Source organism: Streptomyces bacillaris (assembly GCF_003268675.1).
GTDB lineage: Bacteria > Actinomycetota > Actinomycetes > Streptomycetales > Streptomycetaceae > Streptomyces > Streptomyces bacillaris.
This window is the reverse complement of the sequence record NZ_CP029378.1, coordinates 1,513,780-1,530,742: the sequence shown is the minus strand read 5'-3', so window position 1 is coordinate 1,530,742 and position 16,963 is coordinate 1,513,780. Positions and strand designations below refer to the sequence as shown.

Genomic DNA, 16,963 nt, shown 5'->3' with positions numbered 1-16,963 from the left:
CATCGCGAAAGTGTTCCGGCGCAAGCAGAAGGCGAAGAACGACGCCTCCATCTACCCCATGTTCTGACCGCACGTTCCGACCGCACGCGAACCGACGGAGAGAGGGAAACGATGCACAGCCAACAGGCAGCCGCCCCGTCCTCGGCCCCGGCTGCGGCCACGCAGGCCGCGGAGCGCCGGACGGGCCGTCCGCACGGGCTGCCGGGGGACGGCGGCTCGGGACGGACCGTGTACGCGTATGCGACGGACCCCGAGGCATCGCTTCCCGAGGGCCGGTTCGTGGAGGAGGTGCGGACCGCGATCCGCCGCTCCACGGACGCGGCTGCGGCCACGGGCGACGGTTCGCTCGACGGCCTCCTCCGGCAGGCAGCCGACTGGGCGGCCGGTGAGCGTCCGCGCCACCTCGCCCTCGTCACCCCGGGCCAGGGGGAGGAGCGCCCCGACGGCCATGACGAGGTGCTCGTCCGGCGGGCCGTCCTCGGCTGCGCCCCGCTCGCCCTCCTGTCCGGCGCCTGGCTCCAGTGGCTCAGCGCCCCCGGCAACGCCGACGACCCCCTCGTCCTGCGCATCCTCGCCCTGTACGCCTCCGACGTCGGCGCCGGGCACCCCGCGGCCTCCCGGGGCAGCGCCTACCTCGAACTCCTGCGTCGGCTGAGGCTCGCGGAGAACGCGGCACCGGCCGCCCGCCTCACCGGCGACCAGCGCATCCCCGACAGCGCGTTCCGCCTCCCGGCCCTGCTCCTGGCGATGAGCCGGCGCCCCGACGACTTCCGGGGCGAGATCCTCGGCGCCGACCTGTGCCTGCGCGCCGTCGGGCTGCTGCCCGCCCTGGAGCCGGTCCGGGCGGTGCTGCCGACGGGGGCGGACTGGGCCGCCCTCGATCCGGCCAGCAGGCGTGCCCCTGAGGGGCCCATACCCGTCGAGCAGTGCCGGGCCGCCGTGGACGCGCTGGTCGAGCGGGAGGGCGAGCGGGGTGCCGACACCGTACGCTCCGGCTTCCGCTGGATGCTGGCCGGGCTCCGGGGGTGGTCCGAGGGGCTGCACGCGGAGCTGGTGGCGGCCGGGGATCCGGCGTTCGACATGGCCGAGCTGATGCGGCTGCGGTCCCGCGAAGGCGCCGTCTACCACCACCAGTTCCTGCTGGAGGGCAAGCCCCTGGCCCGCTGGCTGGCGGAGTGCCGGACCGACCCGGGCCCGCTGCTGGAAGTCCTGGCGCGCAGCAAGCTGGTCAAGCCCGGGCGTTCCGGGGCCAGTTCGCTGGTACGGGGGCTGGTCGGCGAGCGCGGACCGATGTTCCGGGTCTTCTCGCCGGAGGACCTCACGGTCATCCGGCGGTGGATCGACTCCCTCCCGCCGACGCCCGCCGACACCACAACCTCCGAGCCCCGCCCGGCCTCCGGAACCTCCGGGCCCCCCGGAACTCCCGGGGCCCACGGGGCCTCCGGGGAGCCCGCCGAGCCGTCCCCGACCGGTGTGCGGGACGCCCTCGCGGGGGTGGCCGGAGCCCTGCGGGCCGGGGCGCGTTCCCCGGGCCGTACGCCCTCCGGGCTCCGCGAGGCGTACCACCTGCTGATGAACCGTACCGACACCCCCGCCCTGCGCACCTGGGCCATGGAGTACGTGGACGGCTGGCTCGCCCGCTCCGGCCACGGCATGGACCGTACGGCGATGCCGCTGCCCGAACGCTGGAGCCACGAGGGGCTGCGGCCCTGGCTCCAGGGCCAACACGATCGGCATGGAGCCGAGTTCGAGGAGAACGCGGCGATCCCCCTGCCCTCGAAGGAGGCGGTCGTCGACGACACCGTGCAGACCGCGCCGCTCACCCTGATCGACGGCAGCTGGCTCCAGGGGTTCACCGACTACGAGCAGGCCTCGTCCGCGATCGGGCACTCCCTCTTCGAGACGTACTGGGACGAACTCGGCAACGGCGAGCCGCACTTGAACCACCCGCTCATCTACCGCGACGTGCTCAAGGAGATGGGGGTGGAGCTGCCGCCGACGGCCTCCGCCGCGTTCGCGCAGTGGCCCGGCTTCCGTGAGGAGTCCCTCGAACTCCCGGTGTACTGGCTGTGCGTGGGGCGCTTCCCGCAGACCTATCTGCCGGAGGTCCTCGGCCTGAACCTGGCCATGGAGCTGTCCGGCGTCGGCGGCACCTACCGGCGTGCGCGCCTCGCCCTCAAGGCGTACGGCTTCAGCACCCGCTTCGTGGACATCCACAACACCATCGACAACGTGGCCACCGGCCACTCCGCCTGGGCCGCCGACGCCGTGGACACCCTGCTCGCCTCGCTGCCGGACGCGCCGGGACCCGGGGCCCGGGCCGACGTGTGGGGGCGGGTGCGGGTCGGCTACCGCTCGCTCAACCCGCCGAGGAGCGTCGGCGCCCGGCTCGCCGCCCGCCGCACCCGCTTCACCGGCCGCCGCAAGTGAGCCCCCGGACGCACGCCCGCCCCACGCTCCCCTCCCGCCCCACGCTCCTCGCGCACCCCATGCCCCTCGTGCGCCCCACGCCCCGCGCCCGTACCGCGCCCCTCACTCCCTGCCCCGCCCCAGCCCGATTCCCCATCCAGCCGGAGGAACGCAGCGGTGTCTGACCTCATTCTCGGAGTCTCCGCCTTCTACCACGACAGTGCCGCCGCCCTCGTAGCCGACGGCGTGCCGGTGGCCGCGGCCCAGGAGGAACGCTTCACCAGGCGGCGGCACGACCCCTCCTTCCCCTCCCGCGCGGTCGCGTACTGCCTCGACGAGCAGGGCGTCAGCCTGGACGACATCTCGGCCGTCGCCTACTACGAGGACCCCCGGCTGAAGTTCCGCCGGCTCCTGGCCACCTTCGCGGGCGCCGCGCCCACCGGCTTCGCCTCCTTCCGGGACACGTTGCCCGCCTGGCTCGGCCGGACCGGCAAGCTGCGCACCGACGCGACCGTACGCGCCGAACTCGCCGCCCTCGGCCGGGGCCGGGTGCCCGAGCTGTCGGTCCGCCGTCACCACGAGTCGCACGCGGTCTCCGCCTTCTTCCCGAGCCCGTACGAGTCCGCGGCCGTGCTCTGCATCGACGGCGTCGGCGAATGGGCCACGACCACCCTCTGGCACGGCCGCGGCACCGGCCTCCGCCCCGTCTCCGAACTCCGCTTCCCCCACTCGCTCGGCCTGCTGTACTCCGCGTTCACCTACTTCTGCGGCTTCAAGGTCGACTCCGGCGAGTACAAGCTCATGGGCCTCGCGCCCTACGGCAAACCGCGCTACGCCCGCCTCATCCGCGAGGAGCTGATCGACCTCAAACCCGACGGCTCCTTCCGCCTCAACATGCGCTACTTCGAGTATCTGCGCGGCCAGGTCATGACCGGGCGCGGCTTCGAGAAGCTCTTCGGCGGACCCCGCCGCACCTCCGAATCAACGCTCACCGAGCGGGAGTTCGACCTCGCCGCCTCGGTGCAGGCGGTCACCGAGGAAGCGGTGCTCCGGCTCGCCCGCACCGCCCGCGAGCGCACGGGGGAGTCCCGGCTCTGCATGGCAGGCGGGGTCGCCCTCAACTGTGTGGCCAACGGCAAGGTGATCGACGCCGGGATCTTCGACGAGGTGTGGGTCCAGCCCGCCGCCGGAGACGCCGGGGGAGCCCTCGGCGCCGCCCAGGCCGTCGCGGCCGAGCGGGGCGCCCGCCGCGACCACGTCCGTACGGGGCACGACGCGATGAGCGGGTCCCTGCTCGGGCCCGCGTACGGCGACGACGAGATCGCCGCCTACCTGGACGCGCGCTCCATCCCGTACCGCCGGCTCGACGACGACACCCTGGCCGCACAGGTCGCGGAGGGGCTGGCCCAGGGGAAGATCGTCGGCTGGTTCCAGGGGCGCATGGAGTTCGGCCCCCGGGCGCTCGGAGCCCGCTCCATCATCGGAGACCCGCGCAACCCGGACATGCAGTCCGCGATGAACCTCAAGATCAAATTCCGGGAGTCCTTCCGCCCGTTCGCCCCGGCCGTCCTGGCCGAGGACGCCAAGGACTACTTCGACCTGCTGCAGGAGAGCCCGTACATGCTCGTCGTCTCCCAGGTCGCCGCCGCCCAGCGGCTGGAGGCCCAGGACCGCGGAGCCTCGGGACTCGACCTGCTCAAGGTGCGGCGCTCCACCATCCCCGCCGTCACCCATGTCGACCACTCGGCACGGGTGCAGACGGTCACCGACCGCGAAAACCCTGCCTACCACCGGCTGTTGACCGCCTTCAAGTCCCTCACCGGCTGCCCGGTCCTGGTCAACACCTCGTTCAACGTACGCGGCGAGCCGATCGTCAACTCCCCGCAGGAGGCCTACACCTGCTTCATGCGGACCGACATCGACATGCTCGCGCTCGGCAACTTCCTGCTGGAGAAGGGCGATCAGCCGGTCTGGACGGAGGAGTCCGACTGGCGCGACGAGATCCCGCTCGACTGAACCGGCCCCCGCCCGCATTTCTCCGCGCCGACACGAGAAACGGAACGAACGTCCATGCGTACCTTGCGCACCCTTCTGCTCCTCCTCGCCTACTACCTGGTCGTGACCCCGGCCGGCCTGCTGAGCCGACTCGTCGACGACCCCCTCGCGCGCCGCTGGAACCGGCGCGCCGACACGTACTGGAACGCGCCGCCCCCGTCACCGGCTCGCTGAGCGCGGCGACGAGGGCGTGCAACCGACCCAACGGAGACAGACGATGACCAGCTTGCTCCAGTTCGCCCGGTACCGCGTCGAGGACAGTGCCCGGGACCTACTGCGCAAGGAGATATCGGCCCGGGTATCGGAGACCAGCCTCGATTCCGACCTCGACGACGCCATCCTCGGCGGGATCGGCGTCTACGCGCTCCGGCGCCATCTGCCCGGCGACATCCTCCAGGGCAGCCAGGTCTTCACCGCCGCCGGCTCCCACGCGCTGCTCCTGTCCAACCTGCCCACCCAGGACTTCCCCGCCACCCCGGTCAGCGGCTTCGCCGACGAGAGCGGACTCGCCGTCACCAACGCCATCCACCTGGGGATGATCCGGCTCCTCGGCTGCACGCCGTTCGCGGTGAGTTACGAGAACGACGGCCGCCTCATCCGCAATGTCGTCCCCAACCCGGCCGCCTCCGGCACCACCAGCTCCTGGGGGGCCGACTCGGAGTTCTTCTGGCACTCCGACAACCCCCACCAGCCGTTCGGCCCGCCCGGCTCCGACCCCCGGCTCTACGCACCGCCGTACCTCACCTTCTTCGCCATCCGCAACGAGGAGCGCATCCCCACCGAGGTCGCGGCCCTCGACGACGTCGTCGTGCGGCTCGACGAGGAGACGCAAACCGTCCTCAGGGCACCGGAGTTCGAGGTCGGCGCGCCCGACTCCAACGACGGCGACACCATCGGCCCGCTGGTGAAGACCCCGGTCCTGGAGGCCGGGCCGGACGGCCGCCACCGCGCCCGCTACGACCGGGGCACCACGGCCGGGCTCACTCCCGCCGCCCAACAGGCCCTGGAGCGCTGGCGCGAGGTCCTGCTCGACATCCCGGCCGCCGATCTCATCCTCCAGCCGGGCGACTTCATGATCTTCGACAACCTCCGGGTGCTGCACCGCCGCAAGGCGTTCACCCCGCACCCGAACACGACGGCCCGCTGGCTCCGCCGCTGCTACGCCGCCTGACGAGCCCGTTTCACCACGGAACGCCTCCCCGCCCTCTGACGCTCCACCCCACCCCCCAACCCCTCACCTTCACTCTCACCCGAACCCTGAAGGGAACCCCATGGGCAAGTACCGCGTGGCAGTCATCGGCGGCCGGCCGGCACCGGTCGCGGGAGCCAAGGAACTCGGCATCGACGTCGTCCTCGTCCATGAGGAGGGCGCCTACGACGTGGCCGTCGCCCAGCACTGCGAGCGCATCATCCACGGCCCCCTGGCCGACGGCCCCGCCATCCTCGAACTCCTCAAGCCGCTGCACGAGGAGCGCCCGTTCGACCGCGTCCTCACCACCACCGAACCGGCTGCCGAGTCCACCGGCTTCGTCGTGGACGCCCTCGGCCTGCCCGGCGTCAGCGAGTTCACCGCCCGCGCCCTCAAGGACAAGGCGCTCACGCGGCAGTTGCTCGACGAGCACGGCCTGAGCCCCGTCCGCTACCAACTGGTCCGCAGCGCCGAGGAGATCGCCGCGTTCCGGGCGGAGGTCGGTGACCGGATCATCGTCAAACCGGTGGACGGCGTCGCCAGCCTGCACATCCACCCCGTGTACGGACCCGAGGACGCCGAGAAGGCCTGGGAGGCGCTCCAGGAGGCCGAGACCTCGGCCGTCATCGCGGAGGAGTACCTCGACGGCCCCGTCGTCAGCGTCGACTCCTTCTCGCACGCGGGCCGCCACCTCACCATCGGGTACTCCGAGTACCGGATGAACGAGCGGTACGTCGAGTGGGAGGTCAGCACCCCCAGCCGGTACGCCACCCCGTGGCTCGCCGAACTCCGCGACCTCACACCGAAGTTGCTCGACGCGGTGGGTCTCACCGAAGGCCCCTCGCACAGCGAGTTCGTCCTCACCCCCAAGGGCCCGCGCGTCCTGGAGTCCCACGCCAGGCTGGCCGGCAGCGGCGCCCCCGAACTGGTCCGCCGCGCCTTCGGGCTGAACCTCAACCGGATGTTCCTCACGGTCCCCCTCGGCATCGACGAACTGCCCGCGACCTCGCCCGAACCGCTGGGCGGTGCGGCGGTCCGCTTCTTCACCCCGGAGCCGGGCACGGTCGACGCCGTCGAGGTGGCCGACGACGCGGCCGACGAGATCCGCCGGGTCCCGAAGGGCGAGAAGCAGTACGTGTTCCTCCCGTATCTGGACGAGTTCGCGGATACGGAGGTGGCGGCGGTGATCGGCAAGAGCGTCGGGGAGACCGTACCGCCGTTGCTGACCGTCGCGGACTGCGTCTCCGGGTACGTCATCGCCTCCGGGCGCGACGCGGACGACGCCGTGGCCAAGTGCGAGGCGACCAACGACCGCATCCGCTTCAAGACGAGCTGAGGGCGGCGCGCGCCGGGGGCTCGGGGCACTGCCCCCTTGTCTTGCCTCGCGCGCTACGGAATCCGGGTGGCCAGGACGGACTGCGCCCCGTGGTCCGGCCACCCGCTCTCCACCCCCTCTGCTATCCCACCTCTGCTCACCTCCTTTCCTCCCCTCCTCTACTCCGCCTCTGCTTCCTCCACCTTTTCCGGCTCCTGTCTCCTGGGATGGACTCACTGATGAACACGATCATCTGCCCCGTCGGGACGGAGGGGTCCCGGCCGGACCCCGTCGCCCAGCTGCACACCGTCCGCCGACTGGTCGAGGAGCGGTACAGCAGCGAACAGCCCCTCGCCCGGGCCGCGCTGCACCTGATCGACTGCGCCACCGACATCGTGGGCCAGCTCCCGGACGGCGACCTGGACGCGGCGCGCGGCGCACTGGGCTCGGCCCGGGCCGCCGTGGTCTCCGCGACCTTCGCGGTGGGCCGGGTCCGGGACATGTCGGCCGCCGGAGCGGACCGGGCATGAGCGATCACATCGTCGTCCTCCACCGCTGGCGCGACCGGCACGCCCACTACGAGAACTACCTCGACCACCGTGCCCACCGCGTCACCTACGTGACCACGGAACTGGCCCTCGACTCCGTACCCGGCGGCGCGGCGGCCGCCCGTACCGTCCCGGCCACCGACGACCTCGACGCCGTCTGGCGCGCGGTCACCGAGCTGCGGACCCACTTCGGCGTGCCCGAGCGGGTGGTGGCCCTCAACGAGGGCGACCTCGACACGGCCGCCCTGGTCCGCGAGCGGCTGGGCTGCGTCGGCCAGACCTCCGGCGAGCTGGCCCGCTTCCGCGACAAGCTCACCATGAACCGGGTGACCGCAGCGGCCGGGATACCCGCCCCCGCCTTCGCGGACGCCCCCGGCGAGGCCGCCGTCCTGACCTTCGCCCAGCACCACGGCTGGCCGGTCGTGGTCAAGCCGCGCCGGGGCACCGCCAGCCGGGGCGTCGTACGCCTCGACTCCGAGGCCGACCTTCCGCTGCTGCGTACGTCACCCCCGGAACCCCGCCTGGTCCAGGAGTTCTGCCCCGACCCGATCTTCCACATCGACGGCCTGTGGACCGGCGAGGAACTGGGCCCCTGGCGGGCCTCCCGGTACGTCAACACCTGCGTCGACTTCACCCAGGGCGAGGCCCTCGGCTCGGTCGAGGTCGACGACCCCGAACTCCTGCGCCCCCTCGGTGCGTTCACGGCCCGGGTGGCCGCGGCCCTCGGCCCGGAACCCTGGGTCTTCCACCTGGAGGCGTTCGTCGGTACGTCGGACGACGGCCCGCCCTCGATCCGGTTCCTGGAGGCGGGGTACCGGGTCGGCGGGGCGGAGATCCCGTTCGTCTGGCGCGAGGTGCATGACATCGACCTCGCGGGGGCCGCCGCCGCCGTCCAGCTCGGCCGCCGCCCGGAACTCCCCGTACCCGAGGAATGGCGTACGGGCGGCTGGCTGCTGGTGCCGTCCCCCGTACCGGCCCCCTGCCGCGTGACGGCCTGGGACCTCCCCGACCCGCCGACCCCTGACGAGGGCCCCTACACCGCTGCGATCCCGGCCGTGGGCCAGGTGGTCCCGCGCGTGGGCGGGTACGAGCACGTCGGCGCCCGATTCCGGTTCCGCGGCGCGTCGAGCGGCGACGTGGAGAAGGCGATCCTCAGGACGGCGGCCCAGTTCCGCCTGGAGTGCGCCCCGGAGCGAGAAGCGCGGGGTGTGCGGGGAGCGCGTGCGGTCTGCGGACTGGATCGATGAGGGGCGGGGAGGCGGGCGGGGACGGGCGGCTCGCTGTACTCGTCCTGGAGGACGGTCGCGCCTTTCGTGGTCGTGCTTATGGGGCTGTGGGGGAGACCTTCGGCGAGGCGGTGTTCTCCACTGGCATGACGGGTTATCAGGAGACGTTGACGGATCCGTCGTATCACCGGCAGGTGGTGGTGATGACGGCTCCGCATGTCGGGAACACCGGTGTGAATGATGAGGATCCTGAGTCGGGTCGTATCTGGGTCTCCGGTTACGTCGTGCGTGATCCTGCCCGCAAGCCCTCCAATTGGCGCTCCCAGCGGTCGTTGGATGAGGAGTTGGCGGCGCAGGGTGTGGTCGGGATCAGTGGTGTGGACACCCGTGCCCTGACGCGTCATTTGCGGGAGCGGGGTGCGATGCGGGTGGGGATCTTCTCCGGTAACGCGATCGCGGATGAGGGCACCTTGCTCGCCCGGGTGCGTCAGGCTCCTGAGATGGCGGGTGCGGATCTGTCGGCCGAGGTGGCGACGGAGGAGGCGTATGTCGTTGCGGCGATCGGGGCGAAGAGGTTCACCGTTGCCGCGATCGACCTGGGCATCAAGGGGATGACGCCGCACCGGATGGCGGAGCGGGGCATCGAGGTGCATGTGCTGCCCGCGACGGCCACCTTGGAGGATGTGTACGCGGTGGAGCCGGATGGGGTGTTCTTCTCCAACGGTCCCGGTGACCCGTCGACCGCCGATCACCCGGTGGCGTTGATGCGTGGTGTGCTGGAGCGCTCCACCCCGCTGTTCGGTATCTGTTTCGGTAATCAGATTCTGGGCCGGGCGCTGGGGTTTGGTACGTACAAGTTGAAGTACGGGCATCGGGGGATCAATCAGCCGGTGCAGGACCGTACGACGGGCAAGGTCGAGGTGACCGCGCATAACCACGGCTTCGCTGTGGATGCCCCGTTGGACCGGGTGTCCGATACGGAGTTCGGCCGGGCCGAGGTTTCGCATGTGTGTCTGAACGATCAGGTGGTCGAGGGCCTGCACCTGTTGGACCGCCCGGCGTTCAGTGTGCAGTACCACCCCGAGGCGGCGGCCGGTCCCCACGATGCCGCCTACCTGTTCGACCGTTTCGTTTCTCTGATGGAGGGCCAGCGTGCCTAAGCGCTCCGATATCCAGTCCGTCCTGGTCATCGGCTCGGGTCCGATCGTCATCGGTCAGGCCGCCGAGTTCGACTACTCCGGTACCCAGGCCTGCCGTGTTCTGAAGGCGGAGGGGTTGCGGGTCATTCTGGTGAACTCCAACCCGGCCACGATCATGACCGACCCCGAGATCGCTGATGCCACGTATGTGGAGCCGATCACGCCGGAGTTCGTCGAGAAGATCATCGCGAAGGAGCGCCCCGACGCGCTCCTGCCCACCCTGGGTGGTCAGACGGCGTTGAACACGGCGATCTCGATGCATGAGCAGGGTGTGCTGGAGAAGTACGGTGTCGAGCTGATCGGCGCGAATGTTGAGGCGATCAACAAGGGCGAGGACCGCGACCTGTTCAAGGGCGTCGTGGAGGCGGTGAAGGCGAAGATCGGGTACGGCGAGTCCGCCCGCTCGGTCATCTGCCACTCCATGGACGACGTCCTGGCCGGGGTGGACACCCTGGGCGGCTACCCGGTCGTGGTGCGCCCCTCCTTCACGATGGGCGGTGCGGGTTCCGGCTTCGCCCACGACGAGGAGGAGCTGCGCCGGATCGCCGGCCAGGGCCTCACCCTTTCCCCGACCACGGAGGTGTTGTTGGAGGAGTCGATTCTGGGGTGGAAGGAGTACGAGCTGGAGCTGATGCGCGACAAGAACGACAACGTCGTGGTCGTCTGCTCCATCGAGAACTTCGATCCGATGGGTGTCCACACCGGTGACTCGATCACTGTCGCCCCGGCGATGACGCTGACCGACCGGGAGTACCAGCGGCTGCGGGATGTCGGGATCGCGATCATCCGCGAGGTCGGGGTGGACACCGGCGGGTGCAACATCCAGTTCGCGATCGACCCCGCCGACGGGCGGGTCATCGTGATCGAGATGAACCCGCGTGTCTCCCGCTCCTCGGCTCTGGCGTCGAAGGCGACGGGTTTCCCGATCGCCAAGATCGCCGCGAAGCTCGCGGTGGGTTACACCCTGGACGAGATCCCCAACGACATCACCGAGAAGACCCCGGCCTCCTTCGAGCCGACCCTCGACTATGTGGTGGTGAAGGCGCCGCGTTTCGCGTTCGAGAAGTTCCCCTCGGCTGATTCGACGCTGACGACGACGATGAAGTCGGTGGGGGAGGCGATGGCGATCGGCCGGAACTTCACCGAGGCCCTCCAGAAGGCGTTGCGCTCTTTGGAGAAGAAGGGTTCGCAGTTCGCCTTCACCGGCGAGCCGGGTGACAAGGCCGAGCTGCTCGCCGAAGCGGTCCGCCCCACCGACGGCCGTATCAACACGGTCATGCAGGCGATCCGTGCTGGAGCCTCCCAGGAGGAGGTCTTCGAGGCGACGAAGATCGACCCCTGGTTCGTCGACCAGCTCTTCCTGATCAAGGAGATCGCCGACGAGCTGGCCACTGCGGAGCGCTTGGACGCCGACCTGATCGCGGAGGCGAAGCGGCACGGGTTCTCCGACGTCCAGATCGGGGAGATCCGCGGGCTGCGCGAGGACGTCGTCCGCGAGGTCCGCCACGCCCTCGGCATCCGCCCGGTCTACAAGACGGTCGACACCTGCGCCGCCGAGTTCGCGGCGAAGACCCCGTACTTCTACTCCTCCTACGACGAGGAGACCGAAGTCGCCCCCCGCACCAAGCCCGCGGTGATCATCCTCGGCTCGGGCCCCAACCGGATCGGGCAGGGCATCGAGTTCGACTACTCCTGCGTCCACGCCTCCTTCGCCCTGAGTGATGCGGGCTTCGAGACGGTGATGGTGAACTGCAACCCGGAGACCGTCTCCACGGACTACGACACCTCCGACCGGCTCTACTTCGAGCCGCTCACGCTGGAGGACGTCCTGGAGATCGTCCACGCCGAATCCCTCGCCGGCCCCCTCGCCGGAGTCATCGTCCAGCTCGGCGGCCAGACACCGCTCGGCCTCTCCCAGGCGCTGAAGGACAACGGGGTGCCCGTCGTGGGCACCTCCCCGGAGGCGATCCACGCGGCTGAGGACCGGGGTGCTTTCGGCCGGGTCCTGGCCGAGGCCGGGCTGCCCGCCCCGAAGCACGGGACGGCCACCACCTTCGCCGCCGCCAAGGCCATCGCCGACGAGATCGGCTACCCCGTCCTCGTCCGCCCGTCCTACGTCCTCGGCGGGCGCGGCATGGAGATCGTCTACGACGAGGCCCGGCTGGAGTCGTACATCGCGGAGTCCACCGAGATCAGCCCCACTCGCCCGGTCCTGGTGGACCGGTTCCTCGACGACGCCATCGAGATCGACGTGGACGCGTTGTACGACGGTCATGAGCTGTATCTCGGTGGTGTGATGGAGCACATCGAGGAGGCGGGGATCCACTCCGGTGACTCGGCCTGCGCCCTGCCCCCGATCACGCTCGGCGGCTTCGACATCAAGCGGCTGCGCGCCTCCACCGAGGGCATCGCCAAGGGCGTCGGCGTCCTCGGGCTGATCAACATCCAGTTCGCGCTGTCGGGGGACATCCTCTACGTTCTGGAGGCCAACCCGCGTGCCTCCCGCACGGTGCCCTTCACCTCGAAGGCGACCGCCGTCCCGCTCGCCAAGGCCGCCGCCCGCATCTCCCTCGGTGCCACCATCACGGAACTCCGCGCCGAAGGGCTCCTGCCCAAGACCGGCGACGGCGGCACCCTGCCGCTGGACGCGCCGATCTCTGTCAAGGAGGCCGTGATGCCCTGGTCGCGGTTCCGTGACATCCACGGCCGCGGCGTCGACACGGTCCTCGGCCCGGAGATGCGCTCCACGGGTGAGGTGATGGGTATCGACTCGGTCTTCGGGACCGCCTACGCCAAGTCCCAGGCCGGCGCCTACGGCCCCCTGCCCACCAGTGGGCGGGCGTTCATCTCGGTGGCCAACCGGGACAAGCGCTCGATGATCTTCCCCGCCCGGGAGCTGGTCGCGCACGGCTTCGAGCTGATGGCCACCTCCGGGACCGCCGAGGTGCTGAAGCGCAACGGGATCAACGCCACGATTGTGCGCAAGCAGTCCGAGGGGCCGGGGCCCAACGGTGAGAAGACGATCGTCCAGCTCATCCATGACGGGGAGGTCGATCTCATCGTCAACACCCCCTACGGCACCGGCGGCCGTCTCGACGGCTACGAGATCCGCACCGCCGCCGTCTCCCGCTCCGTGCCCTGCCTGACCACCGTCCAGGCCCTGGCCGCCGCGGTTCAGGGCATCGACGCCCTCAACCACGGCGGAGTCGGCGTCCGCTCACTCCAAGAACACGCCGAGCAGCTCACGGAGATGACCTTGCGGGATCAGCTCGACCCGGACGAGGGCATCGAGGTGTCCAGGGCGACGGAGACGGCCAGGAGGGCGAGCGCCGTTCCCATCATGTAGCGCTGCACCTTGAGCCAGGAGGGGCGGCGGGCGAGGAAGACCGCGATCGAACCGGCGGCCAGGACGATGGACAGGTTGACCGTGAGGGCCACCGCGATCTGGACGGAACCGAGCAGGAAGCCCTGGAACAGTACGTGCCCGGACTCCAGGTTGATGAACTGGGGGATGAGGGACAGATACATGATGGCGATCTTCGGGTTGAGCAGATTCGTCATCAGCCCCATCGTGAACAGTTTGCGCGGGGAGTCGTGCGGCATCTCCTGGGGAGCGAAGACGGAGACGCCGCCGGGCTTGAGGGCGGTCCAGGCGAGGTAGGCCAGGTAGGCCGCGCCGGCCAGTTTGACCGCGACGTACAGCTCGGGGACCGCGACGAAGACCACGGAGAGGCCGAGGTTCGTCGCCAGCAGGTAGACCAGGAAGCCGACCGCGACGCCGCCGAGTGAGACGACTCCCGCCCGGCGGCCCTGGGTGATGCTCCGGGAGACGAGGTAGATCATGTTCGGCCCGGGGGTGAGCACCATCCCCAGGGCCACCATCGCGACTCCCAGTACTCCGGTCAGCTCAACCATTACCGCGCGCCGCCTTCTGCTCCGTGGGTGGGCCTCTGTCAGGGCCTGCTCCGTGCATTTCCGGTTCTTCGGCCATCATGAGTCGGAGCAATTCGAGTGTAAGGCCCCGTCTTTCCTCGGTTCAATACGAGATATTGAACTCGGTGCAATGCTGTGCTTCGATGCTGATGCTGATGCCGGTGCGAGCGATACGCGGTGAGTACGGGATACGGGAGGTGGAGTCCGTGAAGGACTACCGGAGCGTTGCCGACGCGGTGGCCGCCGAGATCGGGGCCGGTCGGCTCAAGGCAGGTGAACGGCTGCCCACGCAGCGGGAATTCGCCCGGCAGTACGGCATCGCCAATTCCACGGCCACCCGCGTCTATCAGGAGCTGGCGCGCCGGGGTCTCACCGAGGGGCACGTGGGCCGCGGCACCTTCGTACGCGACACCTCCGGTACGGCGGCGCCGCCCGCCCCCGCGCTCTCCGAACCCGCCGGGAGCCGGGTCGACCTGGAGCTGAACTACCCCGTGGTGCCCGAGCAGGCCGAGTTGCTGGCCGCCGGGCTGGGCGGGCTGCTGCGGCCCGAGCGGCTGGAGCCGGTGCTGCGCCCGGTCGGCGCGGCCGGCACCCCCGCCGCGCGCGCCGCCGCGGCGGACCTGCTCGCACGGGGTGGCTGGCGCCCCGATCCAGCGCGGGTGCTGTTCGCGGGGAGCGGGCGCCAGGCGATCTCGGCGGTGGTGGCCGCGCTGACCCGGCCGGGCGCGCGGCTGGGCGTGGAGGAGCTGACGTACCCGGTGCTCAAGGCGATCGCCACCCGGCTCGGTGTCACCCTGGTGCCGCTCGCGATGGACGGGGCCGGGCTCATCCCGGAGGCGGTGGAGGAGGCGCACCGGGCCGGGCCGCTGCACGCCGTCTACGTACAGCCCGTCCTGCACAACCCGCTGTCGCTGACCATGCCCGCGGAGCGGCTGGACCGCCTGGCCGATGTGCTGCTGACGTGCGGCATTCATGCGATCGAGGACGCGGTGTGGGCCTTCCTCCGGGACGATCTGCCGCCTCTGGCCTCTCGTGTGCCCGAGCGGGCGGTGCTCGTCGACAGCCTGTCGAAGCGGCTCGCGCCGGGGCTGTCCCTCGGGTTCGCGGTGGTGCCCGCCGCCGTGTCGGGCGGGGTCGCGGCCGCTCTGCGCTCGGGGGGCTGGGCGCCCATGGGGTTTCCCCTGGAGGCGATGGCCCAGTGGCAGGCGGTGGGGGCCGTGGAGACGCTCGTACGGGCCAAGCAGCGGCAGGCCGTGGAACGGCAGGAGATCGCGGAGCGCCACCTCGGGGACTTCGTGACCCGCAGCGCGCCGGGGTCGTACTACCGCTGGTGGGAGCTGCCGAGGCCGTGGCGGGCCGACACGTTCGTCGCCGCCGCGGCGCGGCACGGTATCGCGGTGACCCCGGCGGCGGCGTTCGCCGTGGGCCGCCACCGGGGTCCGCACGCGATCCGTCTGGGCCTCGCCTCGCCGTCGGCGGAGACCCTGTCCCGGGCTCTCGCGACGCTGGCCGACCTCGCGAGGTCGGCTCCGGAGGATCTCGCCCAGGACTGAGGCGGCGTTCCCGGCCGGGTGTCGCGGGCGCACGACCACCGCCGACCGTCTCAGAATATGAGATTTTTCTCCGTCAATTTCCGGAGGAAAAAGTCCGGATCGGGAATGACGTCATTTGCGTTAAATGTGCATCACCCCCAGGCGGAGTCTTTTCGTGTCCGTTCTGCGCGGCCCGCGCGTTGTGAAAAGCAAGTATGCGCAGCGTTGACGGTCCGATACATACCATCACCTTATCGATGTGATTGTTTCCATGTTTCACTGCGGGAGTTTCCCGTATGTGAAATTTCCCCGGCGAGTTCTTGTGAATCGGCTCGGGGTAGGGGTCACGACTGCTTTTGTTCGAGCGCATTGTTTGCGTCACGGTCATCCTTTCGCATATTCCGGCGGCGATGCGAGCCTGCCTGTCGTCCTGACCACGAATTGCGGCAACACGAAGGATGGGCAGATGACTCCAGAACCTGACATAACGCCACTAACCGAGGTGCGCCTGTGCGAGGAGGGGCTGCGGCGCTACCGCGAGGCGCTGGAGGCGGGGACGGTATCCGGTGATGTGCCCGGGTGCCTCGTACGCTCCGGACTCCTGAAACCGTTGCCCGGCGGACGGGATGTGTACGTTCCCGTTCCCCCGGCAATCGCCGAATCGCTGCTCGCTCGTCATGTCGAGCGTGACATCGAAGAGCGCCGGAAATCCCTGGAAGTCCTGCATTCCTCCTTTCTCGCGGCGGAGGCCGTCTATCGAAAGGTCCAGCGCCGGGCCGTACTGCCCATCGAGTCGCTGCACGGCGAAGAGGTGATCGGTGAGGCGCTGCGGAAGGCCGTCGCCTCCTGCCGGGATGAGTTGCTGACCGCACAGCCCGGCGGCGGCCGGCCGCCCGCTCTGCTCGCCGAGGCCCTGCCCCGCGATCTCGCCCTGCTGCGGAAAGGCGTACGGCAGCGCACGCTCTACCAGCACAGCGTCCGGTCGCACGCGCCCACCCTCGCCTACATCGAGCAGGTTCTCGCCGAAGGCGCCCGGGTCCGTACCGTCGACGAGATCTTCGAACGCGTCATCATCTGCGACCGTACGATCGCCTTCATCCCGGGAACCGAGGAGCGCAAGAGCACCGCGCTGGCCGTCCGGCACTCCGGGGTGATCGAGTTCCTCGCCAAGATGTTCGACCACGCGTGGGAGCGCGGCGAGCCCGTCGCCATCACCGTCGAACGCCACCGCCCCGACCTGCTGACCAGCTCCGTACGCCGGACCGTGCTCCGCATGGTCGTCTCCGGCCACACCGACGAATCCATCGCGACCCGGCTCGGCATGAGCGCGCGGACCGTCTCCACCCACATCCGCAAGGTCTCCGAAGCGCTGGGCAGCCGCAGCAGGGCCGAGCTGGGCTACCTCCTCTCCCAACGGCGGCTGCTCGAAGCCGGCGGCGGCCTCCCCGACGAGGCACCCCGCCCCCAGGCGCGTCAACGTCGGCCGCCCACACGGGAGTCGTGCGGTTGAGGCCAGGTCTGAGGGGACGACGGGGGTGCCCGTGGCGGCGTACGCCT

The 16,963-nt window shown here is 70.4% G+C and carries 12 protein-coding genes; 11 read left to right on the top strand and 1 reads right to left on the bottom strand.

All coding sequences use genetic code 11. From position 1 onward, the window contains the following. Positions 1–111: 111 nt before the first annotated feature. From DJ476_RS06260 to carB, 9 genes are all read left to right on the top strand, one after another. Positions 112–2,430: an iron-containing redox enzyme family protein gene (locus tag DJ476_RS06260; protein ID WP_112490054.1), complete on the top strand. Its 2,319-nt coding sequence runs from the start codon at positions 112–114 to the stop codon at positions 2,428–2,430. A 156-nt stretch (positions 2,431–2,586) separates the two neighbouring features. Continuing rightward, positions 2,587–4,425, top strand: coding sequence for a carbamoyltransferase family protein (locus DJ476_RS06255; protein WP_112490053.1), 1,839 nt, complete (start codon positions 2,587–2,589; stop codon positions 4,423–4,425). 54 nt (positions 4,426–4,479) lie between these two features. Beyond that, the gene (locus tag DJ476_RS34820) at positions 4,480–4,638 is read left to right on the top strand and encodes a hypothetical protein (protein WP_019764611.1); all 159 of its coding nucleotides are present in this window, start codon (positions 4,480–4,482) and stop codon (positions 4,636–4,638) included. A 43-nt stretch (positions 4,639–4,681) separates the two neighbouring features. Then, on the top strand, positions 4,682–5,635 hold the full coding sequence (locus DJ476_RS06250; RefSeq protein WP_112490052.1) for a TauD/TfdA family dioxygenase: 954 nt from the start codon (positions 4,682–4,684) through the stop codon (positions 5,633–5,635). Between the two features lie 100 nt (positions 5,636–5,735). Further along, entirely contained in the window at positions 5,736–6,989 is a 1,254-nt protein-coding gene (locus DJ476_RS06245; protein WP_112490051.1) for an ATP-grasp domain-containing protein, read from the top strand. A 218-nt stretch (positions 6,990–7,207) separates the two neighbouring features. After that, on the top strand, positions 7,208–7,498 hold the full coding sequence (locus DJ476_RS06240; RefSeq protein ID WP_018490382.1) for a hypothetical protein: 291 nt from the start codon (positions 7,208–7,210) through the stop codon (positions 7,496–7,498). Next, the gene (locus tag DJ476_RS06235) at positions 7,495–8,763 is read left to right on the top strand and encodes an ATP-grasp domain-containing protein (RefSeq protein WP_103421444.1); all 1,269 of its coding nucleotides are present in this window, start codon (positions 7,495–7,497) and stop codon (positions 8,761–8,763) included. Before DJ476_RS06240 ends, DJ476_RS06235 begins: the two co-directional genes overlap by 4 nt. Beyond that, the gene (gene carA, locus DJ476_RS06230; RefSeq protein ID WP_112490050.1) at positions 8,760–9,902 is read left to right on the top strand and encodes a glutamine-hydrolyzing carbamoyl-phosphate synthase small subunit; all 1,143 of its coding nucleotides are present in this window, start codon (positions 8,760–8,762) and stop codon (positions 9,900–9,902) included. The genes DJ476_RS06235 and carA overlap by 4 nt, the downstream gene beginning before the upstream one ends. Next, positions 9,895–13,287, top strand: a complete 3,393-nt coding sequence (gene carB / locus DJ476_RS06225) for a carbamoyl-phosphate synthase large subunit (RefSeq protein ID WP_112490049.1) — start codon at positions 9,895–9,897, stop codon at positions 13,285–13,287. The genes carA and carB overlap by 8 nt, the downstream gene beginning before the upstream one ends. Here carB and DJ476_RS06220 read toward each other — a convergent pair. Next, positions 13,206–13,856: a LysE family translocator gene (locus DJ476_RS06220; RefSeq protein ID WP_112490048.1), complete on the bottom strand. Its 651-nt coding sequence runs from the start codon at positions 13,854–13,856 to the stop codon at positions 13,206–13,208. The two genes, carB and DJ476_RS06220, sit on opposite strands and share 82 nt — an antisense overlap. Positions 13,857–14,080: 224 nt before the next feature. On the opposite strand from DJ476_RS06220, the gene DJ476_RS06215 reads away from it, so the two are divergent. Both DJ476_RS06215 and DJ476_RS06210 read left to right on the top strand, forming a co-directional pair. After that, entirely contained in the window at positions 14,081–15,427 is a 1,347-nt protein-coding gene (locus tag DJ476_RS06215; RefSeq protein ID WP_112492450.1) for an aminotransferase-like domain-containing protein, read from the top strand. A 445-nt stretch (positions 15,428–15,872) separates the two neighbouring features. Beyond that, on the top strand, positions 15,873–16,916 hold the full coding sequence (locus DJ476_RS06210; RefSeq protein WP_112490047.1) for a LuxR C-terminal-related transcriptional regulator: 1,044 nt from the start codon (positions 15,873–15,875) through the stop codon (positions 16,914–16,916). The last annotated feature ends 47 nt before the right edge of the window (positions 16,917–16,963 follow it).

Excerpts from the sequence above, each read along its gene's own strand:
- DJ476_RS06235 (WP_103421444.1), top strand. The coding sequence starts at position 7,495 with ATGAGCGATCACATCGTCGTCCTCCACCGCTGGCGCGACCGGCACGCC.
- DJ476_RS06210 (WP_112490047.1), top strand. The coding sequence starts at position 15,873 with ATGACTCCAGAACCTGACATAACGCCACTAACCGAGGTGCGCCTGTGC.
- DJ476_RS06250 (WP_112490052.1), top strand. The coding sequence starts at position 4,682 with ATGACCAGCTTGCTCCAGTTCGCCCGGTACCGCGTCGAGGACAGTGCC.
- DJ476_RS06240 (WP_018490382.1), top strand. The coding sequence starts at position 7,208 with ATGAACACGATCATCTGCCCCGTCGGGACGGAGGGGTCCCGGCCGGAC.
- carA (WP_112490050.1), top strand. The coding sequence starts at position 8,760 with ATGAGGGGCGGGGAGGCGGGCGGGGACGGGCGGCTCGCTGTACTCGTC.
- DJ476_RS34820 (WP_019764611.1), top strand. The coding sequence starts at position 4,480 with ATGCGTACCTTGCGCACCCTTCTGCTCCTCCTCGCCTACTACCTGGTC.
- DJ476_RS06245 (WP_112490051.1), top strand. The coding sequence starts at position 5,736 with ATGGGCAAGTACCGCGTGGCAGTCATCGGCGGCCGGCCGGCACCGGTC.
- DJ476_RS06260 (WP_112490054.1), top strand. The coding sequence starts at position 112 with ATGCACAGCCAACAGGCAGCCGCCCCGTCCTCGGCCCCGGCTGCGGCC.
- DJ476_RS06220 (WP_112490048.1), bottom strand. The coding sequence starts at position 13,856 with ATGGTTGAGCTGACCGGAGTACTGGGAGTCGCGATGGTGGCCCTGGGG.